Here is a 25,990-nt window from a genome sequence, read left to right as displayed (position 1 = left end):
GGCACGTCTCGAGATGTGCGAGAAGGATTCACACCGGAGCTCGTCGAATCGTGGAGCGAGTGACGGGAATCGAACCCGCGCTATCAGCTTGGGAAGCTGAAGTTCTACCATTGAACTACACTCGCGTGGCCGGAGATCCCAGTGAATCAGCGGGCGTCCGGACGTTCAGCCAGACTACCTGCTCGACTGCCTTCGGCCAAACCCTCCTCCGGTCCGTCGGACCTCCCCGGCCGGTCCGAGGAGCCGACGAGCCGGAGTCGCGCGTGCGGATCCATGAGCACGGCCACGGTGTCGGTGCGCTGCTCGATCGAGCCGAGCCCGCGCGGGAGGCGGCGCACCTCGGGGTCGGCGATGCCGTCGAGGAGCTGCGTACCGATCGCCGGGTCCGGGTGCAGGTGCGGTCGGTCCCAGAACGGGACGAGCGCCGTCTCCACCGATGTCAGGCCGAGAGCGTTCTGCTGATCGAGGAGGGCGTCGAGGGCGTCGGCCAGGCCGCGATGCCGGGAGGCCAGGTCGGGTGCGTCGAGGACGGCGGCGATCGCGGGGCCCACGGTGCTGGAGCGCGACAGCCGTGCGAAGCGTGTGCCGAACCATTTCGCGTACGGCGGCCAGGACCGGTCGAGGAGGAAGGCGAGGTGCAGCACTGTCTTGGACAGTCGGGCCGCGATGATCCGTGAGCCGAGCCGGTCCCCCACCTCCGCCGCGCGTGCCACCAGGGGGAGTTCCTGGCCGATCGTGTCCCAGTCGCAGGCGAGCACGTGGCGCCACAGGTCGTCGGGGTACCAGGTCAGCGCGCGGCGCACGGACTCGAGGTCGCCGGTCCGGTCGACGAAGACGGGGCCGGCGGTCACCTCCAGCGCCGCCTGACCGCTGACGGAGAGCCAGTCCTGCACGCCCATGCCGTCGCGCGGATCGAAACCCAGCCGGGCCGAGGCGAAGTCCGCCACCGAGCTCACCTCGACATGGTGCCGGGGTGCGCCCTCCCCGGTGAAGGCGAAGCGGGTGGGGTGGCCGCGGAACGCTGTCGGGAGGTGATCGGCGAGATGCGCGTCCACGCCTGCCGCCAGCCCGGGAGGTACGAAGAGGCTGAGCCGGAGACCCCAATCGTGGTCGCGGGAGACGTCGTCGTCCAGTCCCAGGACGTCCGAGCCGGTTCCGAGCCGTCCGGCGGCGAAAGGGATGCCGGGGAAGCCGTCCACGAGGAGCGGTGCGACCACCTCCGCCAGATAGGCGCGCGACAGCGCGATCCCTGTCGCGGCGTCCTCCGGCACGCCACCCATTCTGCCGTCCGGCCTCAGTCCTCGCGCGCGTACGACGTGAGTTCCGGCCCCGGGTGCAGCACGCCGTTCACGATCGCCTGGATGGCGAACTCGCTGGCGCCGGCGAGGTCGACGGATCCGGGTTCGAGCAGCCATTGGAGCTGGAGTCCGTCCATGACGGCGAGGATCGAGGCCGCGGCCTTATCGATGGTGTCGGGGTCCGTGACGCCCTCCTGGGCGCAGAGCTCGCGGAACGCCTCGTCGATCTCGCGCCGGAGCGTGTGGTAGCGCTCCTCGAAGTACGACTTGGCGGGGTGGTCGTCCGTGACGGACTCCGCCGAGAGCACGGTGTAGACCTGGACGATCCCGGCGCGCTGGGCATTGCGGAACGCGGTCTGCACCAGGTGGGTGAAGAGGGCGGGGCCGCCCGGGATGTGGCGGTCGGCGAGGTGGGCGACGTCGTCCTGGTCGCGGAACTCGAGCACCTCGAGGAGCAGGTTCTGCTTCGACCCGAAGTGGTGCAGCACGCCGGCGTGGGTCATCCCGACCTGCTCGGCGATGTCGGCGAGGGTGCCGTTGGTGGAGCCCTTGGTGCCGAAGACCTCGACGGCCGCACGCAGGATGTCCTTGCGCTTGCGCTCGGTCTCGGGGCGCGGGTTGGCCGTGCCGGCGGTGGTGGCCATCCCGCATCTTCTTTCGCTCTGTGGTGGTTGCGTGGCAGCTTACCACCCAGTAACCTCACGCTAACTTGCTTTCTGACCAGTAAGCAAGTTATGTTCACCATCACACCCCTGCACCACCAGGCACAAGGATTGTGCCGTCACGAAGGAGAAGCAATGAGGCTTAGGAAGCTCTTGATCGCGGGCTCCGCGATCGTCGCTGTCGGCGCGTTGGCGCTGACGGGATGCGCGAGCAACGGCTCGAACGCAGCGAGCGGATCGGGCGGGTCGATCACCGTCGCGAAGCCGGACGGCGCCGCCGTCCTCGCCACGCAGATCAACAACCCGTTCATCGCCACCGGCTCCGGCCAGTCGCTCGGCTACAACCGCATGATCTTCGAGCCGCTGGCCATGGTCAACCCGGTCGGCAAGAACGAGACCACCCCGTGGCTCGCGTCGAAGGTCGAGTGGAACTCCGACTACACGCAGCTGACGGTCACGCCCCGCGAGGGCGTCGAGTGGAGCGACGGCAAGCCCTTCACGGCCGATGACATCGTCTTCACCTTCAACCTCATCAAGAGCACTCCCGCCCTCGACCTCGCCGGCCTGAAGCTCGCCGACGTCAAGAAGGACGGGGACAACGTCGTCCTCAGCTTCACCGAGTCGAAGTTCGTCAAGCAGGGCGATGTGCTCCAGACCGCCATCGTGCCCGAGCACCAGTGGAAGAGCATCGCCGACCCGACCAAGGACGCGATCAAGGACGCGGTCGGCACCGGCCCGTACACGATCAAGACCTTCTCGTCGCAGGGTGTCGTGCTCAAGGCCCGCACCGACTACTGGGGCGGCAAGGTCCCGGTGGGCGAGCTGAAGTACCTCGAGTACAACGACAACACCGGCCTCCTCCGCGGCCTGCAGAACGGCGAGACCGACTGGGCGCAGATCTTCATCACCGACTACCAGAAGAACTACGTCGACAAGGACCCGAAGCACAACGTGTTCTGGGGCGCGAACGTCCTCAGCCCGGACATGATCCTGGTCAACACCACCAAGGCTCCGTTCGACAACGTCGCGTTCCGCAAGGCCGTCAACATGGTCGTCGACCGCAAGGCGCACGCCGAGAAGGCCCGCAGCAACGCCGGTCCCGAGCTCAAGAACGTGACGGGCATCCCGCAGCCGACCGGTGACCAGTACATCGCTCCGGAGTACAAGGACCAGAACTTCTCGATCGACGTCGACGGGGCCAAGAAGGTCCTCACCGACGCCGGCTACACCTGGAAGGACGGCGCCCTCATCGACCCGTCCGGCAACCCGGTCTCCTTCACCCTGCAGGACCCGCAGGGCTGGAACGACTACGTCACCGGCATCCAGCTGGTCGCCACCCAAGTGAAGAACACGCTCGGCGCCGACGCCAAGGTCGCCACCCCGGACGCCGACACCTGGACCACCAACATCGCGACCGGCAACTTCGACGCAGCCCTGCACTGGACCGGCTCCGGCTCGAACCCGTGGCACATCTACGACGACGTCATGAACGGCGCGTACCTCGACCAGGCCGCCGACGGCAAGGTCGCGGACAACTTCGGGCGCTACAACAACCCGGAGGCGACCGCCCTCCTCAAGGAGTACGCGCAGGCGTCCGACGACGCGTCCCGCACCGCCGCTCTCAACAAGATCCAGAAGATCTTCGTCGAGGACGTCCCGGCCATCGCGATCGGCACCCACCCGCAGCTCGCCGAGTACAACACCCGCAAGTACGTCGGGTGGCCCAGCGAGAGCGACCAGTACGCGACCGCTGACCCGACGCAGCCCTCGGCTGTGCAGGTGCTCATGAAGCTGAAGCCCGTCAGCAAGTAGCACATCCCCACCCGTCCGGGGCGGAATCGGTCTCGATCCGACTCCGCCCCGGACGCTTCGCGGTCAGCACGAAAGCGACGTACTCATGACAGACACCCTTCTCTCGGTGCGCGACTTCTCGGTCGTGTACGACGTGGATCCGCCGGTCCAGGCGGTCAAGAACGTCACCCTCGACATCAAGCGCGGCGAGATCGTCGGTCTCGCCGGCGAGAGCGGTTGCGGAAAGACCACCCTCGCCTACGGCGTGCAGCGGCTCCTCCGTCCCCCGGCCGTCATCACCGATGGAAGCGTCGTCTTCCACGACAAGGACGGCGACGACGTCGACATCAACGCCCTCGGCGTCGAGCAGATGCGCCGCTTCCGCTGGGACAAGATCTCCATGGTCTTCCAGGGAGCGATGAACGCCCTCAACCCCGTGGCGACCATCGGTGCGCAGCTCGAAGACGTGTTCATCGTGCACCGGCCGGAGATGAACCGCACGGAGCGGCGCAAGGCCGTCGTCGACCTGCTGGAGATCGTGAAGGTGGGCGGTCAGCGTCTGCGCTCCTATCCGCACGAGCTGTCCGGAGGCATGCGCCAGCGCGTCATGATCGCGATGGCACTCGCCCTCCGCCCGCAACTGATGGTGATGGACGAGCCGACCACCGCACTCGACGTGCTCGTGCAGCGCGAGATCCTGCGTCAGATCTCCCAGCTCCGTCACGAGTTCGGCTTCTCCGTCGTCTTCATCACCCACGACCTCCCCCTGCTGCTGGAGATCAGCGACCGCATCGCGATCATGCGCGAGGGCGAGATCATCGAACTGGCTCCGGCCGAGCAGATCTGGAACGACCCGCAGCACGAGTACACGCGCAAGCTCCTCGCCTCGTTCCCGCGCCTGACCGGAGAGAGAGGAGTGGTCGCGCGATGACGACCCTCGAGTTCAAGAACGTCACCAAGATCTACAACGTCCGCGGGGCCGGTCAGCTCAAGGCCCTCGACGACGTGAGCTTCACCCTGGGCTCGCACCAGACCCTCGGCCTGGTCGGGCAGTCGGGCAGCGGCAAGTCGACGATCGCGAAGATCCTGACGCAACTGGAGACCCCGACGAGCGGGGAGATCCTCCTCGACGGCGTCCCGATCCCGCGCCGCGGCCGTGGGCTGCGGCGCTACCGGCAGCAGCTGCGGATGGTCTTCCAGGACCCGTTCGCCTCGCTGAACCCTTCCCACTCCATCCGCCACCACATCGAGCGCCCCCTGCGACTCGACAACGTCGTCCCCAAGCGCGAGGTCGACGACGAGGTGCGGCGGCTGCTGGAGCGCGTTCGGCTGGACGCCGACACCGTGATCGACCGGCGCCCGCACGAGCTCTCCGGCGGTCAGCGTCAGCGCGTGGCGATCGCCCGCGCCCTGGCCTCGCGCCCGGCGCTGCTGGTCGCCGACGAGCCGGTTTCGATGCTCGACGTCTCCATCCGCCTCGGCGTGCTCAACCTGCTCGCCGATCTGCAGCGCGAGGAGGGGCTCGGCGTCCTCTACATCACGCACGACCTCGCCACGGCGCGGCACTTCAGCGACGAGATCATGGTGCTCAACCAGGGCAAGGTCGTCGAGCGCGGAACCGCCGACGCCGTCATCCTGCACCCGCAGGATCCGTACACCCGCGAGCTGCGCGCCGCGTCGCCCGACCCCGAGAAGCACTTCCGGGAGCTGGCTGCCCAGGCCACCGCGACCGCGCAGACCCCACTGACCACGCAGACTTCGGGAGGTGCGCTGTGAGCGCCGATTCGCAGACCTCGGTCGACCCGACGCTCGTCGGCACGACGGCCGCCCGCACGGAGCGCAGCCGCTCGCGGATCCCGTGGCGCTTCATCGGCGGCCGGGTGGCGTTCTACGCCTTCACCCTGTGGGCCGCCATCACCGTCAACTTCTTCCTCCCGCGCCTGATGAAGGGCGACGCGGTCGACTCGTTCATGGCGCGGAGCCAGGGTCAGTTGACGCCGGACGCCGAGAAGGCGCTCCGCGCGCTGTTCGGCCTGGACAAGTCCGTCCCGCTCTGGGACCAGTACGTCAACTACTGGAACATGCTCCTGCACGGCAACCTGGGCATCTCGATCTCGACCGGCATGGCGCCGGTCGGCGATGCGATCGCGTCGGCCCTGCCCTGGACCCTCGGACTCGTCGGTGTCGCCACGATCATCTCGTTCGTCATCGGAACCAGCCTGGGCGCGGTCGTCGGCTGGAAGCGCGGGAGCCGGCTCGACCTGTTCGTGCCCGTCACGACGTTCCTCGGCACCATCCCCTACTTCTGGCTCGGCCTCATCTTCATCGCCATCTTCTCCACGACCCTCGGTTGGTTCCCCGCAGGGCACGCGTATGAAGTGGGCGTGGAGCCGGGCTGGAACGCGGAGTTCATCTCCGAGGTCGTCTCGCACGCCGTCCTCCCGGTGGCCACGATCGTGGTCGTCTCGCTCGGCGGCTGGGTGCTCGGCATGCGCAACATGATGCTGACCGTGCTCGACGAGGATTACATCACCGTCGCGCAGGCCAAGGGCATGCCGAACCGGCGCGTGCTCTGGCGCTACGCCGCCCGCAACGCGGTGCTGCCGCAGATCCAGAGCTTCGCGCTCGCGATCGGTTTCATCGTCGGCGGCACGCTCGTGATGGAGATGGTGTTCTCGTATCCCGGAATCGGGCTGTTGCTGCTCAACGCGACCAACGCGAAGGACTACGCGCTGATGCAGGGGATCTTCCTCGTCCTCGTCCTGGCCGTGCTGGTGGCGAACATCATCGCGGACATCGCGTACGCCATCCTCGACCCGCGCACCCGCCAGACGGAGGCCTGAACATGACCACCCCCGCCGAAAGAACAGTCCCCGCCGAGACCGCACCGGCCCACGATCAGCCGGTCGGCGTCGGTGCCCCGGCGACCATGGCCGTCCTGGCCGGCCGCCCCCAGCAGGGCTCCGAGCACACCCCGGAGCGGAAGACCTTCTGGTCGCAGCTGAAGGTCTCGCTGGCGATGTTCAGCAACCCGAAGTCCGCCACGGGCCTCATCATCCTCGGGGTGTTCGTCCTCGTCGCGATCTTCGCGCCGTGGATCGCTCCGTACGACCCCAACGCGCAGAACCTCGACGAGACCCTGCAGCCGCCGTCGTTCCAGCACCTCCTGGGCACGACCCACATCGGCCAGGACGTCTTCAGCCAGATCGTCTACGGCACCCGCGGCGTGCTCGTCGTCGGGTTCCTGGCGACGATCATGGCGACGATCGTCGCGATCGCCGTCGGTGTGACAGCCGGCTACCTGCGCGGCTGGAAGAGCGAGTCGCTCTCGGCGCTGTCGAACGTGTTCCTCGTCATCCCCGGCCTCCCGCTGATGATCATCATCGCGTCGCAGTTCGAGGACCCGCCGCTGATCGTCATCGCCGCGGTGCTCGGCCTCACCGGCTGGGCGTGGGGCGCCCGTGTGCTCCGCGCGCAGACCATGTCGCTGCGCAACCGCGACTTCATCCAGGCCGCACGCGCCAACGGGGAGCCGCTGCACCGCATCATCCTGGTCGAGATGCTGCCGAACCTGATGGCGCTCATCGCCTCCAGCTTCGTCGGCACCATGACCGCCGCGGTCCTGGGCCTGACGACCCTGGCGTTCATCGGCGTCATCCCGGTGTCGAACCTCAACTGGGGCACGGTGCTGTTCTGGGCGCAGCAGAACAACGCGTTCCCGGACTACTGGTGGTGGTACGTCCCCGCCGGTCTCTGCATCGCGATCCTGGGCGTCGCCCTCTCGCTGGTCAACTTCGGCATCGACGAGTACGTGAACCCGCGCCTGCGCTCGGCGGGCGAGCGCGCCCGTGCCATGAAGAAGAAGGGCCTGAACATCAACGCGACCGTCACCCAGGTGCGCACCGGGGCGGACGCCCCGAAGCCCGGCAACGGGTCCACCACGACCACCACGGAAGGCGTGACGGAATGACGTCGACCCTGCCCCTCGCGGACACCCTGTCCGCCGACCTCCTCCCCTACCAGGACGCGTCGTTGACGACGGCGGAGCGGGTCGACGACCTGCTCGGCCGGATGACCGTCGAGGAGAAGGTCGGGCAGATGCTCCAACTCGACGCCCGCGACGACCTGCGTGACCACGTCCTCCGGCGTCACGTGGGCTCGATCCTGCACACCTCCCCGGAGCGCATCCTGGAGGCGAACCGGCTCACGGCCGAGACGCGCCTGCGGATCCCGCTCCTGGTCGGCGAGGACTGCATCCACGGGCACTCCTTCTGGCCCGGCGCGACGATCTACCCCACCCAGCTCGGCCTGGCCGCGTCGTGGGACGCGGACCTGATCGAGCGCGTCGCCCGCGCGACGGCCGAGGAGGTCGCCGCCACCGGTGTGCACTGGACCTTCTCTCCAGTGCTCTGCATCGCGCGGGACCTGCGCTGGGGCCGGGTCAGCGAGACGTTCGGAGAGGACCCGCACCTCATCGGCGAGCTGGCGAGCGCCATGGTCCGCGGCTATCAGGGGGACGGTCTCGACGACCCGACCGCGATCCTGGCGACGGCGAAGCACTTCGCCGGCTACTCCGAGACCCAGGGCGGCCGGGACGCCAGCGAAGCGGACATCTCCCGTCGCAAGCTCCGCAGCTGGTTCCTCCCGCCGTTCGAGCGCGTGGCCCGGGAAGGCTGCCGCACCTTCATGCTCGGCTACCAGAGCACCGACGGTGTGCCGATCACGGTGAACGACTGGCTGCTGAACGAGGTCCTCCGCGGCGAGTGGGGCTACACCGGCACCCTCATCACCGACTGGGACAACGTGGGCCGTATGGTCTGGGAGCAGAAGGTCCAGCCCGACTACGCCCACGCCGCCGCCGCGGCCGTGACGGCCGGCAACGACATGGTCATGACCACGCCGCTGTTCTTCGAGGGCGCGCTGGAGGCGGTGGCCCAGGGGCTGCTCGCCGAGGACGCCTTCGACGCCGCGGTCGCGCGCATCCTGACGCTCAAGTTCGACCTCGGACTGTTCGAGGACCCGCGCCTCCCCGCCGATGATCTCGACACGGTCGTCGGCAGCGCCGAGCACGCGGCCCTCAACCTGGACGTCGCGCGCCGCTCCGTCGTGCTGCTGGAGAACGACGGGACGCTGCCGCTGACGGCGGAGTCCGCCGCGCCGGTCCGCGTCGCTCTGGTCGGCCCGCTGGCCGACGACGCGCAGACCCAGCTCGGCGACTGGGCCGGGGGATCCGGCCAGGCCGGCTGGCTCGACGGCCAGCCGCGCGAGATGATCACCACGGTGCTCGACGGGCTGCGCGCCATCGACGGCGTCAGCGTCCGCTACGCACGCGGCGCCGACATCCTGACGCTCGAGGACGACCCCAACGGCCGCACCTTCCCGGACGGTCAGCCCCGGCCCCCGGTGGTCGTGCCCTGCGCACCCGACGAGCGGCTGATCGCGGAGGCCGTGGCCGCGGCCGAGGAGTCGGACGTCGTCGTCGCCGTGGTCGGCGACCGGATCGAGCTCGTCGGCGAGGGGCGCTCCACCGCCACGCTCGAACTGATCGGCGGCCAGAACGCCCTGCTCGACGCGCTCATCGCGACGGGCAAGCCCGTCGTCGTGATCCTGCTCGCCTCCAAGCCGCTGGTCCTCCCCGCCTCGACCGCCCGGGCGGCGGGAGTGATCTGGGCCGCGAACCCCGGGATGCTCGGCGGCCAGGCGCTGGCCGAGCTCCTCGTCGGCCGCATCGAGCCCTCGGGCCGCCTGCCGATCTCGTTCGCGCGCCACGTCGGCCAGCAGCCGACCTACTACAACCAGATCCGCGGGCAGCACGGCGACCGCTACGCCGACCTCACCCAGGCGCCCGCGTGGGCGTTCGGCCAGGGCCGCTCGTACACCACCGTCGAGTACGCGGACCTCGCGCTGGCCCGCACCGCGCTCGCCGCCGGGGACGTCATCGAGGCCGAGGTCACCGTGAGCAACACCGGCGACCGTCCGGTGCGTGAGACCGTGCAGGTGTACGTGCGCGACGCCGTCACCAGCGTGAGCTGGGCCGACCGGGAGCTGAAGGCCTACCGCCAGGTGGACCTGGCGCCGGGCGAGTCCGCCCGCGTCGCGCTCACGCTGCCCGTCGCCGAGTGCACGATCGTGGATGCCGCCGCCGTCCGTCTCGTCGAGGCCGGCACCTTCGAGCTGCTCGTCGGTCCGTCGTCGCGGACCGAGGACCTGCTGGTGGCCGAGTTCGAGGTGCGATGACGCCCGACGGCGCGGGGTGCGGGGGCCGCTCGGCTCCCGCACCCCTCCCGACACCCACCCGATAAGCTGTCCCCGTGCTTCTCTCCGATCGCGACATCAAGGCCGAGCTCGGCGCCGGACGGATCGCCCTGGAGCCGTTCGACTCCCAGATGATCCAGCCGTCGAGCATCGACGTGCGCCTGGACCGGTTCTTCCGGTTGTTCGACAACCACAAGTACCCGTTCATCGACCCGTCGGAGGACCAGCCCGAGCTGACCCGTTTCGTCGAGGTGGAGGCCGACCAGCCGTTCATCCTGCACCCGGGCGAGTTCGTGCTGGGCTCGACGTACGAGCGCGTCTCCCTCCCCGATGACGTCGCCGCGCGGCTGGAGGGCAAGAGCTCACTCGGCCGCCTCGGCCTGCTGACGCACTCGACCGCCGGGTTCATCGACCCGGGGTTCTCGGGGCACGTGACGCTGGAGCTCAGCAACGTCGCGACCCTCCCGATCAAGCTGTGGCCGGGCATGAAGATCGGCCAGATGTGCTTCTTCCGGCTCACCTCGCCGGCCGAGAAGCCCTACGGGTCGAGCGAGTACAGCTCCCGCTACCAGGGGCAGCGCGGGCCGACGGCGTCGCGCTCGCACCTCAACTTCCACCGGACGGATGTGTCCGGCACCGAGGCCGGACGCCCGTCCAGCTGAGACCACGACCCGGGAGGCGCACCATGAGCGAGTCGACCGATGCCCTCTTCGCGAGTGCCCTGATCGCGACCGGCCCCACGCCGGTGCGACCGCAGCGGATGCACCTCTTCGGCCAGTTGGTCGGCAGCTGGCGCGCGGAGTGCCGCTTCCTCGACGAGGAGTCGGGAGCCTGGAGCGAGTTCGAGACCGACTGGCTCTTCGCCTACACGCTCGGCGGGCGCGCGGTGCAGGACGTGCTGGTGGCGCCGGCCGCGGCCGATCCCACCCGCACCGAGTCCAAGGGCACGACGATCCGGGTCTACGACCCGGTGCTGGGCGCGTGGCGGGTGAGCTGGTTCGGCGCCGTGGCGGGGGACTTCTGCACCCTCGTCGCCTCGGGCCACCGCGACGGGATCCGCCAGGACGGCACGCAGACCGACGGCCGCCCGATCCGCTGGAACTTCTCCTCCATCACCGCGGATTCGTTCGAGTGGGACGGCTGGGTCTCCGACGACGAGGGCCGCACCTGGTGGCTCGAGCAGCACATCACCGCGACCCGCACCGCCTAGTCGCCGCCCCGCCCGAGCATCCACTCGTCACAACACGCCGTGCGCGCACGTGGGCGGACGGCGTGTTGCGACCACTGGATGCGCGCCCGCTACGCGACCCACTTCGCGGTCGCGCCGGTGACGCGCGAGCCGTCGAGGTCGGCGAGCGTGATGCCGACGAAGGCGCGAGCGGCGTCCGACGTCTGCACGCGGAACGGCGGCTCCGCCTCGGTCAGCACGCGCTCGATGACCGCGGCGACCTCGGCGGGCTGCTGCGCCGCGGCGAAGGCGCCGGCGGTGCGCTCCAGGTAGGCGGCGAGCTGCGGGGCGTACGGTCCGGCGTCGGCGAGGGCGGCGTCCCGGCCCTCGGTCGCGTTGGCGACGAACTCGCTCGCGACCGCGCCGGGCTCCACCACGATGACGGCGACACCGTGGGCGGCGGCGACCGGGTGGAGGCTCTCCATGAAACCCTCGACCGCGAACTTGGCCGCGCAGTAGGCGTCGTTGAACGGCTGCCCGACGATGCCGCCGACACTCGACACCGTCACCACGCGCCCACCGGAGGCGCGCAGCGCGGGCAGCGCCGCCTGGGTCAACTGCACGACGCCGAAGAAGTTGACCTCCATGGCGGCGCGGACGCGATCGATCCCCATCGTCTCGGCGGTGCCGAGAGCGGCGGCGCCGGCGTTGTTGACCAGGGCGTCGAGGCGACCGCGCTCCGTCGCGACCTGTTCGACGAGCGCTGCGGAGGCCGAGCCGTCCGTCACATCCAGCGCTCGGAGGTCGAGGGACACGCCGGCGGCGGCAGCGGCGTCGTGCAGCCGATCGGCGCGGGAGACGTCGCGGACGGTGGCGACGACATCCCATCCGGAGCGAGCGAGGGCGATCGCGGTCTCGAGTCCGATGCCGGTGGAGGTGCCGGTGACGAGGGCGACGGGAGTGCGGGAGAGAGGGGTCATGCTCTCAGCATGCTCCGTGAAGTGCGCTCGAAGTCAAACGCTGGGCGGTCTCCCACCGAGTCGCTGAGCGCACGAAGGTATTCGGCCGCGGGCATACCCCAGACGTGAGTTATCCACAGGAGTTTTCACAAGTGGAAAATATGAGACGTTCTCACAGCTGGCCCGAAGCTTCGTCGTCCGCCCCGTAGAGCGCCGGGAGCTGGAGGGTGAGCCATGGGCTGAACGCCCAGGGGGTCGCCTCCACCGCGGTGAGCAGTGTGCGCGGGTCCGCCCACTCCCATTCCGCGACCTCTGCGGCGGACGGGGCGAGCTCGCCCGAGATCGTCGCCGTGTAGACGGGGCAGATCTCGTACTCCACGATCCCGCCGGCGTCGACGGCGCGGTAGCGGAAGTCCGGCAGGGCGACCACGAGGTTCTCGATCGACGCCCCGAGCTCCTCCCGGGCGCGGCGGACGATCGCGTCGTCGAACGTCTCGCCGGGGCCGGGGTGCCCGCAGAACGAGTTCGTCCACACGCCGGGCCAGGTGGCTTTGCCCAGCGCGCGGCGGGTGACGAGGATGCGCCCCTCGCCGTCGAAGAGGTGGCAGGAGAACGCCAGGTGCAGCGGTGTCTCGGTGGTGTGCACGGTGGCCTTGTCGGCCGTCCCGATCGGCGTCCCGTCCTCGGCCAGCAGCACGACCTCTTCCCGGGATGGCGTCATGCGTCCATCCTAGGCGTCGCCGGTCGCGAGAGGCCGAGAGGGTTGCGAGTGCGGATGTATGCGCATACACTCGCTCGAAACCGTGACGTCCGCCATTCCGCACACCGCTGTCGGAATGCCGGCGAAAGGACGATGATGCCCCTTCACCTCTCCCGCCGCGCCCTGCGCACCGGCGGAACAGCCCTCGCCGCCGCGCTCGCCGGCGCTGTCGCCCTGGCCGCTCCGGCGGTCGCAGCACCACCGGGTCCCGCCCGCACGGAACCAGCCGCGATCTCCGTCGACACCCACGGTCCCGCCTCCGGCGACGCCACCCCGTTCTCCGCCGACCTGCACCGATGGGCGGCCGACACCTGGCACTCCCTCGACGCGATGACCGACCCGGCCGTCGGCCTCCCTGCCGACAACATCGACGGCAGCCTCGACCCCGCGTCCGCGAGCGGCCACACCTCCCCGACCAACGTCGGCGGCTACCTCTGGTCGACGCTCGCCGCGCGCGGGCTCGGGATCATCTCGGCGGACGAGGCGCGCGACCGGCTCACCACCACCATCGGCACGCTCGAGCACCTCGAACGCAACGCTGCGAGCGGCATGTTCTACAACTGGTACTCGCCCGCCGACGGGCAGAAGCTCACGACGTGGCCGGAGGATGGCTCGGTCGTCCATCCCTTCCTCAGCACGGTCGACAACGGCTGGCTCGCGGCGGCACTGCGCATGGTCGCGAACGGAGAGCCGACGCTGACCGACCGCGCCCGCGCGCTCTACGACTCGATGGACTTCGGCGTCTTCTTCGACCCGACCCCGTACAATCCCCACCTCCCCGCCGGGACGAACAAGGGCGGCTTCTGGGAGGAGCAGCCCGGCGACACCTGCGCCAGCGAGCGGGCCCCGTTCTCCGGGAGCGGCCCGAACGTCTTCTACACCTGCCACTGGTACGACACGACGGTCAGCGAGAGCCGCATCGCCACCTACCTCGGCATCGTCAATGGGCAGATCCCGCCCACCGGCCTGTACGGCACCTTCCGCACCATGCCCGCCGGGTGCGACTACGCGTGGCAGGAGCAGAGCCCCGTCGGCGAGGACCGCGTCTACGGCGGCCTCACCGTCTACGAGGGCGCCTACCGGTACGACGGCATGCGATTCGTCCCGAGCTGGGGCGGCAGCATGTTCGAGGCGCTGATGCCGGACCTCCTGGTGCCCGAGGAGGACTGGGGCCCGACCTCATGGGGCGTGAATCATCCGGTGACGGTCGCCGTGCAGGAGAAGCACGGTCAGGACGCCGGCTACGGTTACTGGGGCTTCTCGCCGGCCAGCAACCCGGACGGCGGCTACCGCGAGTATGGCGTGGATGCTGCCGGGATGCGCGCCGACGGGTATTTCTCCGACCAGGAGAACACCGACGTCGACCTGCCCTTCGAGGGCTGCCCGACAGCCGAACGCGGCACGAATCCGACGCCGACGTACGGCGACGGCGTCGTGACGCCGCACGCGTCGTTCCTGGCGCTCGGCTACGACGCCCACGGCGCGGTCGAGAACCTGCGTGGCATCGAACGCGACCTGCACGCCTATGGCCCCGGCGGCTTCTACGACGCCGTCGCCGTGCACAGCGGTCGCACCGCCGAGCGCTACCTCTCCCTTGACCAGTCGATGATCATGGCCGCCGTCGCCAATGGCCTCGACCACGGCGCGATGCGCACCCTCTTCGCCGACGACGCGGTGCGGGATTCCCTCCAGCCGCTGATGGCGGCGCAGACGTTCTCGGCGGCGTGGGCTCCGCGCTCGGCGGCCGGCGGTGGCGTGGTCGGCGAAGGCGCCGAGGCGGCGGGCGTCGTGCCGGCGAGCATCGCGGCCGGCGAGCTCGCCGCGACGGGCTCGCGCGTGGGAGGCGCGGCCGTCGTCGTGCCCGCGCTGGCCGTGCTGTTCGTGGGAGCCGGGATCACGGCGCTCGCGGTCGTGCGGAGGCGTCGTCGTATCGGGTGACGGCCGGCGCGACCGCGCGACGCAGAGACCGGAGGCCGGGACGCTCGTGCGTCCCGGCCTCCGTACGGTCCGCCGCTGGTCGACGGATGGCGGTCAGTCGTTCTCGGTCCGACCTGTCTCCGCCGCACCCGGCTCGCCGCCAGGCGTCTGCTCCCGCTGCTCCCGCGGCTCCCAGCCGAGGTTGCGGGCCATCGTCTCGAGGGTGGCCAGGGTGGTGGCGAAGTCCTCGTCCGAGATGCCGTCGGCCATGGCCCCGCGCACCTCCTGGATCCGCACGAACGCGGCGTCGTGGGCGGCACGGCCCTCGTCGGTCAGCGTCGCGCGGTCGCCGTCGAACCAGACCCAGCCGCGTTCGGTGAAGTCGGCGAGGATGCGTTCGATGCGTGCTGCGCGGCGGTCGCCGTCGCAGCGTGCCTGCGGACCGCCGTGACCGCGGTGCGGGCCGAAGCCGCGGCCGCCGCGGAAGCCGCCGGGTCCGCCGAACGGTCCGCCGAACGGTCCGCCGAACGCGGGCGCCGCGGCGGAGCCGCGCAGGAACCCGCGCTCGAAGCCGCGCTCGAAGGCGGCCTCGCGGTCGTGGTGGTCGTGGTGTTCGTGGCCGCGCGGCCCGTCGTGACCGTGAGTCTCGGCGTGGGAGTCGGCGTCGTGGCGATCGGGGTGGCCGCCTCCCGGCCCGAACGGGCGCTCGGCGCGCCACGTCTCGCGGCTGTAGGTCCAGGCGGCCTGCGCGCGAGGGTGCGGGTACGGGTGGCGCGCGCCGCCGTCGCGCGGGTCGAAACCGGCGCGTTCGCGCGGGTCGAACCCGCCGCGGTCGAATCCGTCGCGGCCAGTGCCGCGCTCGCCGCGCTCACCACGCTCCGGCGTGCCGGAACCGTCGTGATCGCGACCGCGGCCGAAAGCGCCGTGCCCGTGGCTGTGGTCTCGTCCGTGCCCGCGTCCGTGGCCGCGACGCCCGCGGGGGAGTCGGTCCGCGAGCTCGGCGGCGGTCGCCGGGCCCTCGGAGAGGGAGTGGAGCAGGCGCCAGCCGCCGCGGCGGAGGCCCTGCTCGGCCAGCGCGTCGCGCATGCGGTCGCGCAGCCGGCCCTCGATCTCGCCGAACCAGTATCCGGGCGGAGTCGAGGCAGGGGTGTTGTTCGAGTCGTCGATGTTCGTCATCGGGGACCCCTTCCTATTTGCATGTATCGTGACAAGTAAATGTATAGTTACATACATGGATGACGAGAGTCAAGCTCAGCACGGTTCGCCCTCAGCGGACGTGATCGCTCTGATCGAGAGTGCGCTGGTCGCGGTGCGGCGCGATCAATCGCGCCGTCGTCCGCCCGGCCCCTGGGGGGAGCCGTTCGGCCGTGGCCCGCACGCCTGGGGCCCGCGAGGGCCGTGGGGGGCGTCCGGGGGCGACCGCGACGCTCCGGGCACCGGGGCTCAGGGACACGGCGCTCAGGGGTACGTCGCCCACGACCACGGCGCCCACGACCGCCCCGAACGCGATCGCACCGGACATCATCCCGACCACGACCACCCGCCGTTCGGCGATTCCGCGCGCCCCGGCCCGGGCCGCAGAGGGCGTGACGGCAGCCTCGGCCGCATCGCCCGCATCCGGATGCTGGAGGCGCTGGAGACCGCGGAGGCCGCGGGCAGCCCGCTCTCGATCAGCTCCCTCGCGCAGGCGATCGGCGTCGATCAGCCCCGGGCGAGCCGCCTGGTGCAGGAGGGGGTCGAGCGCGGGCACGTGCGACGCGTCCCGGATCCGTCCGACGCCCGGCGCGCGCTCATCCAGCTCACGGCCGCGGGTCGCGCCCAGCTCGACGAGGTGCGCACGCATCGTCGTAGCGCGGTCGAGTCGGCCCTCGCCGACTTCTCGCCGGAGGAGGCCCGTACCTTCGCCGAGCTCTTCGACCGCTTCGTCCGCGCCTGGCCGCGCGCCTGACCCCTAGCGCGCCCTCCCACGCCCATCCCGCCCGTCGAGTACACGAACGCTCGGCGTACCCGGCGGCGGGGCGGGGGAGCGCGGGGGTCGGCCGGACTACCCCCGCATCGCCAGCGCCGGCGACCGGACCGGGATCAGCAGGGCGAGCCCGAGGGCGAGGACCAGGACGATGCCGAGGATCCCCCAGTACTGCGCGCCGCCCACGGCCACGAAGGTCGCGAACAGCAGCGGCGCGAGGAACGACACCGCGCGCCCGGTCGTCGCGTAGAGACCGAACACCTCGCCCTCCCGACCCGCGGGCGTCACCCGGGTCAGGAACGTCCGGCTGGCCGATTGCGCGGGGCCCACGAAGAGGCAGAGCACGAGGCCGCCGATCCAGAAGGCGGTCGCGCCTCCGTCGTGCAGGAAGAACACGGCGAGACCGGCGACGACCAGCCCGACGAGGGCGGTCATGATCACCGGTTTGGGGCCGTACCGGTCGTCGAAGCGGCCGGAGAGGAGCGTGCTGACACCGGCGACGACGTTGGCGGCGATGGCGAAGATGATCACCTGGCCGCTGGAGAACCCGAAGGTGCCCTGTGCCAGGATGCCGCCGAACGTGAACACGCCGACCAGCCCGTCGCGGAACAGCGCCGAGGCGATCAGGAAGAGCACGGTGTTGCGGCTCTCCTTCCACAGCCTGCCGATGTCCCGCACGAGCACGGCGTAGGAGGCGAAGAAGCCGACGCGCGGGGTTCGCACGTTCTTCTCCATCTCGGGCACGGCGATCAGCACCGGCAGCGAGAACACCAGTGTCCACAGGGCGGCGATCAGGGCGATGATGCGGATGTTGAGGCCCGCGTCCTCCGGCGCATGGAACAGGCCGCCGGTGCCGTCGCCGTTGTCCGTGACGAGGCCGAAGTAGACGATGAGCAGCAGGACGATGCCGCCGAGGTACCCGGCGCCCCAGCCGAAGCCGCTGACCCGGCCCACCGTCTTCGGTGTCGAGACCTGTACGAGCATGGCGTTGTAGTTGACGGTCGCGATCTCGTAGAACACCGTGCCGATCGCGACCAGCGTCACGCCGAGCAGGAAGTACGAAGGCTCGCCGGCGACGAAGAACATCAGCGCCGTCATGACCACGACGATCCCGGTGTTGATGCCGAGCCAGAGCTTGCGTCGTCCGGAGCCGTCCGTCCGCTGGCCCAGCACGGGTGCGAGCAACGCGACGACGATGCCCGCGATGGCGAGCCCCCAGCCCAGCCCGCTCGACAGCGGCGCCTCCGCAGCGGTGACCGCCGCGTGAGCCGGCCCGTTCAGGTCGGTCTCGGCGTCGCGCGCGGCGACCAGCGCAGGGTCGACGAACAGGCTGCCGGTGAGGTACACCGTGAAGACGAAGGTCGTGATGACGGCGTTGAAGGCCGCGCCTCCCCAGTCCCACAGCGCCCACGACACCACCCAGCGGCGCGGGATGCGGCGCTCGGTGGTGGAGTCGGCGAACAGGGGACTCGCCGACGTCACCAGGGCATCGGTCGAGGTGGTGGGGCGTCTCGTGGTCGCGTCGTCGTCGCCGCTCGCACCGCCGCCTCCGGGGAGGTCGCGTGTCATGCCCACAGCGTAGGGGCTGGCGGGGAACAGGCGGTGAACTGCCGCGCGGTCAGCGGACGGTGTCGCGCAGCCACGCCGCGACCGGCTCGCTGTCGCGCAGGAAGCCAGCGACCTGCTCGGCGGCCGCCGGCGAGGCGAACCAGTCCGGGATGCCCCAGTCGGCCCAGGTCACGAGACCCTTGTACTGCAACAGCCCGGCACGTGGATGCGGTGGTTCTCCGGCCGCCGGACGGAAGGCCCGCGGCGCCGTCTTCAAGCGCTCGGGGACGACGATCCCGTGCCCGGCCGCCTCCACCGCCGCGAGTGCGCGTTCGAGCGCCTCGCCTGTCGCCGGGGCATCCACCGCACGACGGTAGCGCTCGAGCTGGTCCCGGTCGAAGAGGTACACCCCCGCACCGGCGGCGAGCCCCTCCGCGGAGACCTGCACGTAGCCGCCCCGCTCGAAGGTCAGCGCGGCGTGCAGCTTGTACGGCGACTTGTCGCGGGAGAACCGCACGTCCCGGTACGGGCGGAACAACCGAGCCGCCCCGAACTCCGGCTCGAGCGCCTCCGCCAGCGCGTGCATCGGCTCGGCGACGCGCTCCTCATAGCGGTCGCGGTTCTCCAGCCAGAAGCCGCGGTCGTTGCGGAGGGTCAGCTCGCGGTAGAAGGCGATCGCGTCCTCGTCGAATCCGTCGAAGTGCATGCTCCGATTCTCCCAGCGCTCGGGCGCCTCACGACCAGAGCGTCAGCTTGTCCGGGTTGCGCATCATCCGGATGTCGGCGACGCGGCCGGCACGCACACTGAACGTCAGGATGCCGGTGACCACTCCTTCCTGCCGCACCTCGAATCCGAGACCGTCGGCCGTCTGCCGCGGCGCGACGACGGACTCGGGGTACTTATCCGCCAGCCCGAGCAGGAAGCGCGCCACGTTCTCCGCCCCCAGCACCGGACGGCGGGCCGCACTGACGCGTCCCCCTCCGTCGGTCGTCAGCACCGCGTCCGGGTCCAGCACGGCCACCAGGGCGGCCAGGTCGCCTCCGGCGGCGGCCGCACCGAACGCCTGCACCACCCGGTCGTGCTCCTCGCGCGGCACGTCGCGCTCGCGGCCGGCCGCGACCCGGCGACGGGCCGAGGTCGCCAGCTGCCGGCACGCCGCGGGCGAGCGGCCGACGACCGCGGCGATCTCGTCGAAGGGGAGGCCGAAGACATCGTGCAGGATGAACGCCACCCGCTCGGCCGGGGTCATCGCTTCGAGCACCACCAGGAGTGCGGAACTCACCGAGTCGTCCAGCGTCACCCGGTCGAGCGGGTCATCGGGCGTCCCCGCGCCCAGCCCACCGAACGCGGCGGAGGGCACCGGCTCCGGCAGCCAGGGGCCGACGTAGCTCTCGCGCCGGACCCGCGCCGAGCCGAGCACGTCGAGGCACACCCGGCTCGCCACGCGGGTCAGCCAGGCGCGCGGTGACGCGATCGCCTCCCGCTCGCTCGGCGTGAGCCGGTACCAGCGCGCGTAGGTCTCCTGCACGGCGTCCTCCGCCTCGGCGACGGTCCCGAGCATCCGGTAGCCGAGCGCCAGCAGGTGGCGCCGCTCCGCGATCACGTCCGCATCCACATCCATCCGGTCCTCCCTCACCCATTAAGACGGATCAGGGGCCCGGGATGTCAGGCCGGCCTCACATTCCGGTTCGCTGTGTCGTCGTGACGGATATGGACACGATTTCACCGACCGTCCGCCGGTCGCTCGCACCCTGCCGCCGCACCGCGTCCCGGGAGGTCGGCCGATGAGGGTCGCGGTCGCCGGAGGAACGGGCGTGGTCGGGCGGCACACGGTCGCTGCAGTGGAGGCGGCCGGTCACGACGCGGTCGTGCTCAGTCGCTCCACCGGCGTCGACGTGCTCACCGGCGCCGGCGTGGCGGCGGCGCTCGCCGGCTGCGCGGCCGTCGTCGATGTGACGAGTGTGCAGACCACCTCGGGTCGGGTGTCGCGCGAGTTCTTCGGCACCGCGACGCGCACCCTTCTCGCGGCGGAACGCGAGGCGGGCGTCCCCCACCACGTCGCCCTCTCGATCGTGGGCGCGGTCGAGGCACCGAGCGCGTACTACGCGGGCAAGGCCCTGCAGGAACGGCTCGTTCGGGAGTCGGGCACGGGGTGGAGCATTCTGCGCGCCACCCAGTTCCACGAGTTCGCGGCGCAGCTCGTCGGGGAACGGGAGCGGCGACTCCATTTCGTTCCGGCGATGCGCTCGCAGCCGGTCGCGGCCGCCGAGGTGGGGGAGGAGCTCGCCGCCATCGCCACCGGTGGGCCGCGGGGACTCGACCGGGATCTGGGCGGGCCGCTGGCCGAGGACATGCCCGACCTCGTCCGCCGCTACCTGGCCGCCACGGAGCGCCGTGGGCGCGCGATCGCGATCCCGCTCCCCGGGCGGTGGGGCCGTGCGCTGCGCGACGGGACGTTGCTTCCCGGTCCGGAGGCGTGCCGCGGGCGCCAGACGTTCGCCGAGTGGCTGACGGCGCGGACGAGCCGTGACGAGCGGTCGGCGACCGCGACCGAGCGCGACGACTAGACCTGCATGGGGAGGCTGTACTGCACGCCGCCTCCGTCGCCCCGCACCTGGCGGTGGATGTCCTCCATCGTGACGTCCAGCTGGGCCGCGGTACCGGCTGCAGCGGTGAGGTCCCGCATCAGATGGTCCGGGATCTCGCCGTCGTACTTGTAGTAGATCTTGTGCTCGAGGCTCGCCCAGAAGTCCATCGCGACCGTGCGCAACTGGATCTCGACCGGCACGTGCACCGGGCCCGCGCTCAGGAAGACCGGGACCTCCGCGATCACGTGCAGGCTCTTGTAGCCGTTGGGCTTGGGGTGGGCGATGTAGTCCTTCACCCGAAGCACGCGGACGTCCTCCTGGGCCACGAGCAGCTCGAACACCCGGTAGACGTCCGACACGAAGGAGCAGACGATGCGCACGCCGGCGATGTCGGTGATCGCGTCGCGGATCGCCTCGAAGGACGGTTCGCAGTTCTTGCGCACGACCTTCTGCTCGATGCTCTCGGCCGACTTCAGGCGGCTGGAGATGTGCTCGATCGGGTTGTAGTCGTGGAGCTCCGCGAACTCCTCGCGGAGGATCGAGACCTTGGTCGAGATCTCGTCGATGCCGAACTTGTACGGCATGATGAACCGCGCGAAATCGTCGCGGAACGCCTGCACCTCGCTGAGCGTGGCGGGGTCGATGCTCTGCAGCGCCTCGATGGCGCGCGACGACAGCAACGGACCTCCGTGCTCCCCTGCGAGTGCGGGTGCGGCGTCGTCGGCAGGGTCCGGATCCATGCCTCCACGGTATCGACGGCGCTTGTGGGAAAAGTGTGAATCGGGAGGGCCCGACCGAGGGCCCCGTCCGTCGAGCCGACGGACGGGTTCAGCGACGCCGACCGTCCGGAGCCGTGCGCCCGCGGTCGCCGAGCGCGCGGAGCAGGGCGGCGCCGGTGGCGGCGTCCGGGGCGGTGACGACGAACCGGCGGCCGTCCGTCCGCTCGACCTCGATGGCGGGTCCGCGGCGCAGGACGACGCCGAACCGGCGTCCGGGGGCCAGGCGCATCCCCCACCCTCCGAACTCCCCCATCGGGTCGACGGACACGCCGCGAACAGAGCCGATCTCCGCGAGCGGGAGGTGGAACCGCGGGAGCCCGACCGCCGAGCTCACCGTGAGGCCGGTCGCGTCCGCGCGCACCCGGAACACGAGGGTCGTCGCGGCCAGGAGAGCCAGCAGCGCGGTGACGGCGGTCAGGAGCCACGCCACGGCCGCGTCCGCGGCGAAGATCCAGACGCAGGTCGAGGCCACGCCCAGACCGAGCACCGCGATGCCCAGAAGGGCGCCGCCGAGCGGGGCGATGGCGGTCTCGCTCGTCCAGACGGCCCGTTCGGTCGATCCCACGGTCAGGGGCTCCGCCGCGAGCGCGGTGGGCGCGGGAGTCGGCTCTGCGGGCTGCAGGAACCACCCCGCCACCCCGACGGCCGCACCGGCGGCGAACCCCGCGATGAGCGGCAGCCAGATCGCCGGCGCATCCTGCGCATCCGTCAGGCCGCGCTGCAGGAGGGTGGACCCGGTGGCCAGGACCGCGATGAGGGCGGAGAGACCGGAGGCGACGGCGCCGAGCAGGCGGTAGCTCGGCCCGCGGGATCCGCGGGTCAGTCCGGGGAGGGCGAAGAGCGAGAGCAGGGCGGGCAGCCCGAGACCGATCGCGGCGGTGAGCACCGGCATCGTCCAGGCGGCCGCGAATCTGTCGGCCGCGCCCGATGCCCCCCAGTGGGTCGCTATCCGGTCCGGGAGGTCGGGGAGGGCGGCGAGCTGCAGGGCGACCGCCGCGGCGGTGAGCACGGCCGGGATACCGAGCGCGACGAGGGCGAACCGGCCGACCGCGCGGTCGGGACGGAGCGCATCGGGGGCGTCGGTCCGGCGGTCAGGGCTGGTCATGGGCGATCTCCTTCACGAGTGCGGCGAGGGTGTCGGGCGCGAGGCCGAGTTCACGGGCCTTGGCGGCGAGCTCGAGGATGTCCGTGCGCATCGCCGCGAGCGTCAGTGCCGCCTCGGTGACGATGGCTCCCCTGCCGCGCCGCAGTTCGATGAGGCCCTCGTCGCGCAGCTGCTGGTAGGCGTGCAGCACGGTGTGCGTGTTGATCCCGAGTCCGTCTGCGACCTCCCGCGCCGCCGGCAGCCGGTCGCCCGGGACCGCCCGCCCCGCCGCCACGTGCGCACGCACGGCCGCGGCGATCTGCGCGAACAGGGGCGTCGCGCTCGCGGTGTCCACTCGAATCAGCACTCGATAATTCTATAACAACTAGAACAATCGGTCGAGGGCGGATGGCTGAATCTGGGAATACCCGGCCCAAGCTGAAAGTTGAGTCAGATGTACTCAAGTTTTGACCCCGCAGCTTGACACCGTTCCGGTGAGGGTGGCAGGCTTGAGCCGTCGCGACTCAAGTCTCGACCCCAGATTTTCATCGGCCAGCGAAACGCAGACCAGCAACAAAGGAGAGAAAGCACATATGTCACGTGCAGTAGGTATCGACCTCGGAACCACCAACTCCGTCGTCTCGGTGCTCGAGGGCGGCGAGCCCACGGTCATCGCCAACGCGGAAGGCTTCCGCACCACCCCGTCCGTCGTCGCGTTCACGAAGGACGGCGAGGTGCTCGTCGGCGAGACCGCGAAGCGCCAGGCCGTCACCAACGTCGACCGCACGATCGCGTCCGTCAAGCGTCACATGGGCACCACCTGGACGCAGGAGATCGACGGCAAGAAGTACACCGCGCAGGAGATCTCGGCGCGCACCCTGCAGAAGCTGAAGCGCGACGCGGAGCAGTACCTCGGTGACACCGTGACCGACGCGGTCATCACGGTGCCGGCCTACTTCAACGACGCCGAGCGCCAGGCGACCAAGGAGGCCGGTGAGATCGCGGGCCTCAACGTGCTCCGCATCATCAACGAGCCCACCGCCGCGGCCCTCGCCTACGGCCTCGACAAGGGCAAGGAGGACGAGCTCATCCTCGTCTTCGACCTCGGTGGCGGCACCTTCGACGTCTCCCTCCTCGAGGTGGGCAAGGACGACGACTTCTCGACCATCCAGGTCCGCTCCACCGCGGGCGACAACCGCCTCGGCGGCGACGACTGGGACCAGCGCATCGTCGAGTGGCTGATCAAGCGCTTCAAGGACTCGACCGGTGTCGACGTGTCCAAGGACAAGATCGCCCTGCAGCGTCTGAAGGAGGCCGCGGAGCAGGCCAAGAAGGAGCTGTCGTCGAGCATGTCGACCAGCATCCAGCTGCCGTACCTCTCCCTCACCGAGAACGGCCCTGCCAACCTCGACGAGACGCTCACCCGCGCCCAGTTCGAGCAGATGACCAGCGACCTCCTCGACCGCACCAAGAAGCCGTTCCAGGACGTCATCCGCGAGGCCGGCATCAAGGTCGGCGACATCGCGCACGTCGTGCTCGTCGGCGGTTCGACCCGTATGCCCGCCGTCTCCGAGCTGGTGAAGCAGGAGACCGGCAAGGAGCCCAACAAGGGCGTCAACCCGGACGAGGTCGTCGCCGTCGGCGCCGCGCTGCAGGCCGGTGTCCTGAAGGGCGAGCGCAAGGACGTCCTCCTCATCGACGTCACCCCGCTGTCCCTCGGCATCGAGACCAAGGGCGGGATCATGACCAAGCTCATCGAGCGCAACACGGCCATCCCCACCAAGCGCAGCGAGACCTTCACCACGGCCGACGACAACCAGCCGTCCGTCGCGATCCAGGTCTTCCAGGGCGAGCGCGAGTTCACCCGCGACAACAAGCCGCTCGGCACCTTCGAGCTCACCGGAATCGCCCCGGCCCCCCGCGGCATCCCGCAGGTCGAGGTCACCTTCGACATCGACGCCAACGGCATCGTGCACGTGTCCGCCAAGGACAAGGGCACCGGCAAGGAGCAGTCGATGACGATCACCGGCGGGTCCAGCCTGCCGAAGGACGACATCGAGCGCATGGTGCGCGAGGCCGAGGAGCACGCGGCGGAGGACAAGAAGCGCCGCGAGTCCGCCGAGACCCGCAACCAGGCCGAGCAGCTCGTCTACCAGATCGAGAAGCTCATCAAGGACAACGAGGACAAGCTCCCCGAGGACGTCAAGAACGAGGTCCAGGGCGACGTCGACGCGCTGAAGACGGCTCTGGCCGGCGAGGACGACGAGGCCGTCAAGACCGCGTTCGAGAAGCTGAGCGCCAGCCAGCAGAAGCTCGGCGAGGCCATCTACTCCTCCAGCCAGGCGGACGCCACGGCACCGGAGGGCGACGCCGCATCCGAGGGTGAGCAGGCGGGTGACTCCTCTGACGAGGACGTCATCGACGCCGAGGTCGTCGAGGACGAGGAGAAGAAGTAATCATGTCGGACAACACCCCGGGCGCTCCCGGGTCGGGCGAGCCCGATCCGGAGCGCGAGGAGCCGATCATCCGCGACAAACGGCGGATCGACCCCGAGACCGGCCAGGTCCGGGAGCCGTCCGAGCACGACCTGTCGCACGAGGAACTCGTCGACGTCGGCCCGGCCGAAGAGGAGGGTCCCGTCCTCTCGGACGACGACCTCGACATCCTCTCCGGCCAGACCACGTCGGACGCCCTCGCGGCCGAGCGGCTCGCCGACCTCCAGCGGGTCACCGCGGAGTACGCGAACTACCGCAAGCGCACGGAGGCGAACCGCGAGATCGAGCGGGAGCGCGCCGTGAGCGAGGCCGTCAAGGGCCTCATCCCGGTGCTCGACGACCTCGAGCGCGCCGAGAAGCACGGCGACCTGACCGAGGGCAGCGCGTTCGCGACCATCGCGGCCAAGCTGCGCTCGAACGTCGAGCGGCTCGGTCTCGCCGCCTACGGCGAGAAGGGCGAGCCCTTCGACCCGCAGATCCACGAGGCGATCTTCCAGCAGCCCACCCCCGGCGTGACGGTCGACACCGTCGCCGACGTGGTCGAGACCGGCTACCGGCTCGGTTCGACCACCGTGCGGGTGGCGAAGGTCGTCGTCGCGGTCCCGGCCTGATCGACCGGATGCACGTGACGACGGAGCGGCGGGACCACGGTCCCGCCGCTCCGCTGGCCCGACGTGCACGCATCATGCAGACTTCATCCACGACCAGAACGATTGAGA

At 70.5% G+C, this 25,990-nt stretch carries 24 protein-coding genes and 1 tRNA gene; 13 read left to right on the top strand and 12 right to left on the bottom strand.

Annotated elements, in window-relative coordinates; translation table 11 throughout:
* Positions 1–51: 51 nt before the first annotated feature.
* From U870_RS0112540 to U870_RS0112530, 3 genes are all read right to left on the bottom strand, one after another.
* Positions 52–125 (bottom strand) — tRNA-Gly (locus U870_RS0112540).
* 21 nt (positions 126–146) lie between these two features.
* On the bottom strand, positions 147–1,271 hold the full coding sequence (locus U870_RS0112535; protein WP_240183695.1) for a DUF4037 domain-containing protein: 1,125 nt from the start codon (positions 1,269–1,271) through the stop codon (positions 147–149).
* A gap of 23 nt (positions 1,272–1,294) precedes the next feature.
* Positions 1,295–1,942 (bottom strand): TetR/AcrR family transcriptional regulator, encoded by a 648-nt coding sequence (locus tag U870_RS0112530; protein ID WP_025157731.1) that lies wholly within the window; start codon positions 1,940–1,942, stop codon positions 1,295–1,297.
* A 153-nt stretch (positions 1,943–2,095) separates the two neighbouring features.
* Here U870_RS0112530 and U870_RS0112525 point away from each other — a divergent pair, with 153 nt between their 5' ends.
* The 8 genes from U870_RS0112525 (at position 2,096) to U870_RS0112490 (ending at position 11,216) form a co-directional block, all read left to right on the top strand.
* On the top strand, positions 2,096–3,772 hold the full coding sequence (locus tag U870_RS0112525) for an ABC transporter substrate-binding protein (RefSeq protein ID WP_025157730.1): 1,677 nt from the start codon (positions 2,096–2,098) through the stop codon (positions 3,770–3,772).
* Positions 3,773–3,857: 85 nt separating this feature from the next.
* Positions 3,858–4,682: an ABC transporter ATP-binding protein gene (locus tag U870_RS0112520; protein WP_025157729.1), complete on the top strand. Its 825-nt coding sequence runs from the start codon at positions 3,858–3,860 to the stop codon at positions 4,680–4,682.
* Positions 4,679–5,527 carry an ABC transporter ATP-binding protein gene (locus U870_RS0112515; RefSeq protein WP_025157728.1) on the top strand — a complete coding sequence of 283 codons (849 nt, stop codon included), beginning with the start codon at positions 4,679–4,681 and terminating at the stop codon, positions 5,525–5,527. The genes U870_RS0112520 and U870_RS0112515 overlap by 4 nt, the downstream gene beginning before the upstream one ends.
* Positions 5,524–6,594, top strand: a complete 1,071-nt coding sequence (locus U870_RS0112510) for an ABC transporter permease (RefSeq protein ID WP_025157727.1) — start codon at positions 5,524–5,526, stop codon at positions 6,592–6,594. Before U870_RS0112515 ends, U870_RS0112510 begins: the two co-directional genes overlap by 4 nt.
* A gap of 86 nt (positions 6,595–6,680) precedes the next feature.
* Positions 6,681–7,721, top strand: a complete 1,041-nt coding sequence (locus tag U870_RS0112505) for an ABC transporter permease (protein ID WP_115644441.1) — start codon at positions 6,681–6,683, stop codon at positions 7,719–7,721.
* The gene (locus U870_RS0112500) at positions 7,718–9,988 is read left to right on the top strand and encodes a glycoside hydrolase family 3 N-terminal domain-containing protein (RefSeq protein ID WP_052357704.1); all 2,271 of its coding nucleotides are present in this window, start codon (positions 7,718–7,720) and stop codon (positions 9,986–9,988) included. Before U870_RS0112505 ends, U870_RS0112500 begins: the two co-directional genes overlap by 4 nt.
* Positions 9,989–10,062: 74 nt before the next feature.
* The gene (gene dcd / locus U870_RS0112495; RefSeq protein ID WP_025157724.1) at positions 10,063–10,668 is read left to right on the top strand and encodes a dCTP deaminase; all 606 of its coding nucleotides are present in this window, start codon (positions 10,063–10,065) and stop codon (positions 10,666–10,668) included.
* Between the two features lie 23 nt (positions 10,669–10,691).
* Positions 10,692–11,216 carry a hypothetical protein gene (locus tag U870_RS0112490; protein ID WP_025157723.1) on the top strand — a complete coding sequence of 175 codons (525 nt, stop codon included), beginning with the start codon at positions 10,692–10,694 and terminating at the stop codon, positions 11,214–11,216.
* An 89-nt stretch (positions 11,217–11,305) separates the two neighbouring features.
* On the opposite strand, the gene U870_RS0112485 is transcribed toward U870_RS0112490, so the two are convergent.
* Positions 11,306–12,154, bottom strand: a complete 849-nt coding sequence (locus U870_RS0112485) for an SDR family oxidoreductase (RefSeq protein WP_025157722.1) — start codon at positions 12,152–12,154, stop codon at positions 11,306–11,308.
* Between the two features lie 151 nt (positions 12,155–12,305).
* Complete coding sequence (idi, locus tag U870_RS0112480; protein WP_025157721.1) at positions 12,306–12,854, bottom strand: isopentenyl-diphosphate Delta-isomerase; 549 nt, start codon at positions 12,852–12,854, stop codon at positions 12,306–12,308.
* A gap of 135 nt (positions 12,855–12,989) precedes the next feature.
* Between idi and U870_RS0112475 the strand changes: the two genes are divergently transcribed.
* On the top strand, positions 12,990–14,831 hold the full coding sequence (locus tag U870_RS0112475; protein ID WP_025157720.1) for a glucoamylase family protein: 1,842 nt from the start codon (positions 12,990–12,992) through the stop codon (positions 14,829–14,831).
* A gap of 93 nt (positions 14,832–14,924) precedes the next feature.
* On the opposite strand, the gene U870_RS24655 is transcribed toward U870_RS0112475, so the two are convergent.
* On the bottom strand, positions 14,925–15,986 hold the full coding sequence (locus U870_RS24655; protein WP_025157719.1) for a hypothetical protein: 1,062 nt from the start codon (positions 15,984–15,986) through the stop codon (positions 14,925–14,927).
* A gap of 55 nt (positions 15,987–16,041) precedes the next feature.
* Here U870_RS24655 and U870_RS0112460 point away from each other — a divergent pair, with 55 nt between their 5' ends.
* Positions 16,042–16,758, top strand: coding sequence for a MarR family winged helix-turn-helix transcriptional regulator (locus U870_RS0112460; RefSeq protein ID WP_240183694.1), 717 nt, complete (start codon positions 16,042–16,044; stop codon positions 16,756–16,758).
* Positions 16,759–16,854: 96 nt separating this feature from the next.
* On the opposite strand, the gene U870_RS0112455 is transcribed toward U870_RS0112460, so the two are convergent.
* From U870_RS0112455 to sigJ, 3 genes are read right to left on the bottom strand one after another with little or no spacing between them, the layout of a single operon-like run.
* Entirely contained in the window at positions 16,855–18,345 is a 1,491-nt protein-coding gene (locus tag U870_RS0112455; RefSeq protein ID WP_081815280.1) for an MFS transporter, read from the bottom strand.
* Positions 18,346–18,394: 49 nt separating this feature from the next.
* Positions 18,395–19,030: a DUF2461 domain-containing protein gene (locus tag U870_RS0112450; protein WP_025157716.1), complete on the bottom strand. Its 636-nt coding sequence runs from the start codon at positions 19,028–19,030 to the stop codon at positions 18,395–18,397.
* A 28-nt stretch (positions 19,031–19,058) separates the two neighbouring features.
* Positions 19,059–19,946, bottom strand: a complete 888-nt coding sequence (gene sigJ, locus U870_RS0112445) for an RNA polymerase sigma factor SigJ (protein WP_025157715.1) — start codon at positions 19,944–19,946, stop codon at positions 19,059–19,061.
* Between the two features lie 163 nt (positions 19,947–20,109).
* Between sigJ and U870_RS0112440 the strand changes: the two genes are divergently transcribed.
* Positions 20,110–20,892, top strand: a complete 783-nt coding sequence (locus tag U870_RS0112440) for an SDR family oxidoreductase (protein WP_025157714.1) — start codon at positions 20,110–20,112, stop codon at positions 20,890–20,892.
* On the opposite strand, the gene U870_RS0112435 is transcribed toward U870_RS0112440, so the two are convergent.
* From U870_RS0112435 to U870_RS0112425, 3 genes are all read right to left on the bottom strand, one after another.
* The gene (locus tag U870_RS0112435; RefSeq protein WP_025157713.1) at positions 20,889–21,653 is read right to left on the bottom strand and encodes a GTP pyrophosphokinase; all 765 of its coding nucleotides are present in this window, start codon (positions 21,651–21,653) and stop codon (positions 20,889–20,891) included. The genes U870_RS0112440 and U870_RS0112435 overlap by 4 nt on opposite strands.
* Before the next feature lie 88 nt (positions 21,654–21,741).
* Positions 21,742–22,797, bottom strand: coding sequence for a DUF1648 domain-containing protein (locus U870_RS0112430; RefSeq protein ID WP_025157712.1), 1,056 nt, complete (start codon positions 22,795–22,797; stop codon positions 21,742–21,744).
* Entirely contained in the window at positions 22,784–23,143 is a 360-nt protein-coding gene (locus U870_RS0112425; RefSeq protein WP_025157711.1) for a GntR family transcriptional regulator, read from the bottom strand. The genes U870_RS0112430 and U870_RS0112425 overlap by 14 nt, the downstream gene beginning before the upstream one ends.
* A gap of 226 nt (positions 23,144–23,369) precedes the next feature.
* Here U870_RS0112425 and dnaK point away from each other — a divergent pair, with 226 nt between their 5' ends.
* On the top strand, positions 23,370–25,232 hold the full coding sequence (gene dnaK, locus U870_RS0112420) for a molecular chaperone DnaK (protein WP_025157710.1): 1,863 nt from the start codon (positions 23,370–23,372) through the stop codon (positions 25,230–25,232).
* 2 nt (positions 25,233–25,234) lie between these two features.
* Positions 25,235–25,882, top strand: a complete 648-nt coding sequence (grpE, locus tag U870_RS0112415) for a nucleotide exchange factor GrpE (RefSeq protein ID WP_025157709.1) — start codon at positions 25,235–25,237, stop codon at positions 25,880–25,882.
* Positions 25,883–25,990 lie beyond the last annotated feature (108 nt).

It is taken from the genome of Leifsonia aquatica H1aii (assembly GCF_000633535.1).
In the GTDB taxonomy this organism is placed as follows: Bacteria; Actinomycetota; Actinomycetes; order Actinomycetales; family Microbacteriaceae; genus Leifsonia; species Leifsonia aquatica_A.
This window is presented reverse-complemented; position numbering and strand designations above follow the sequence as displayed.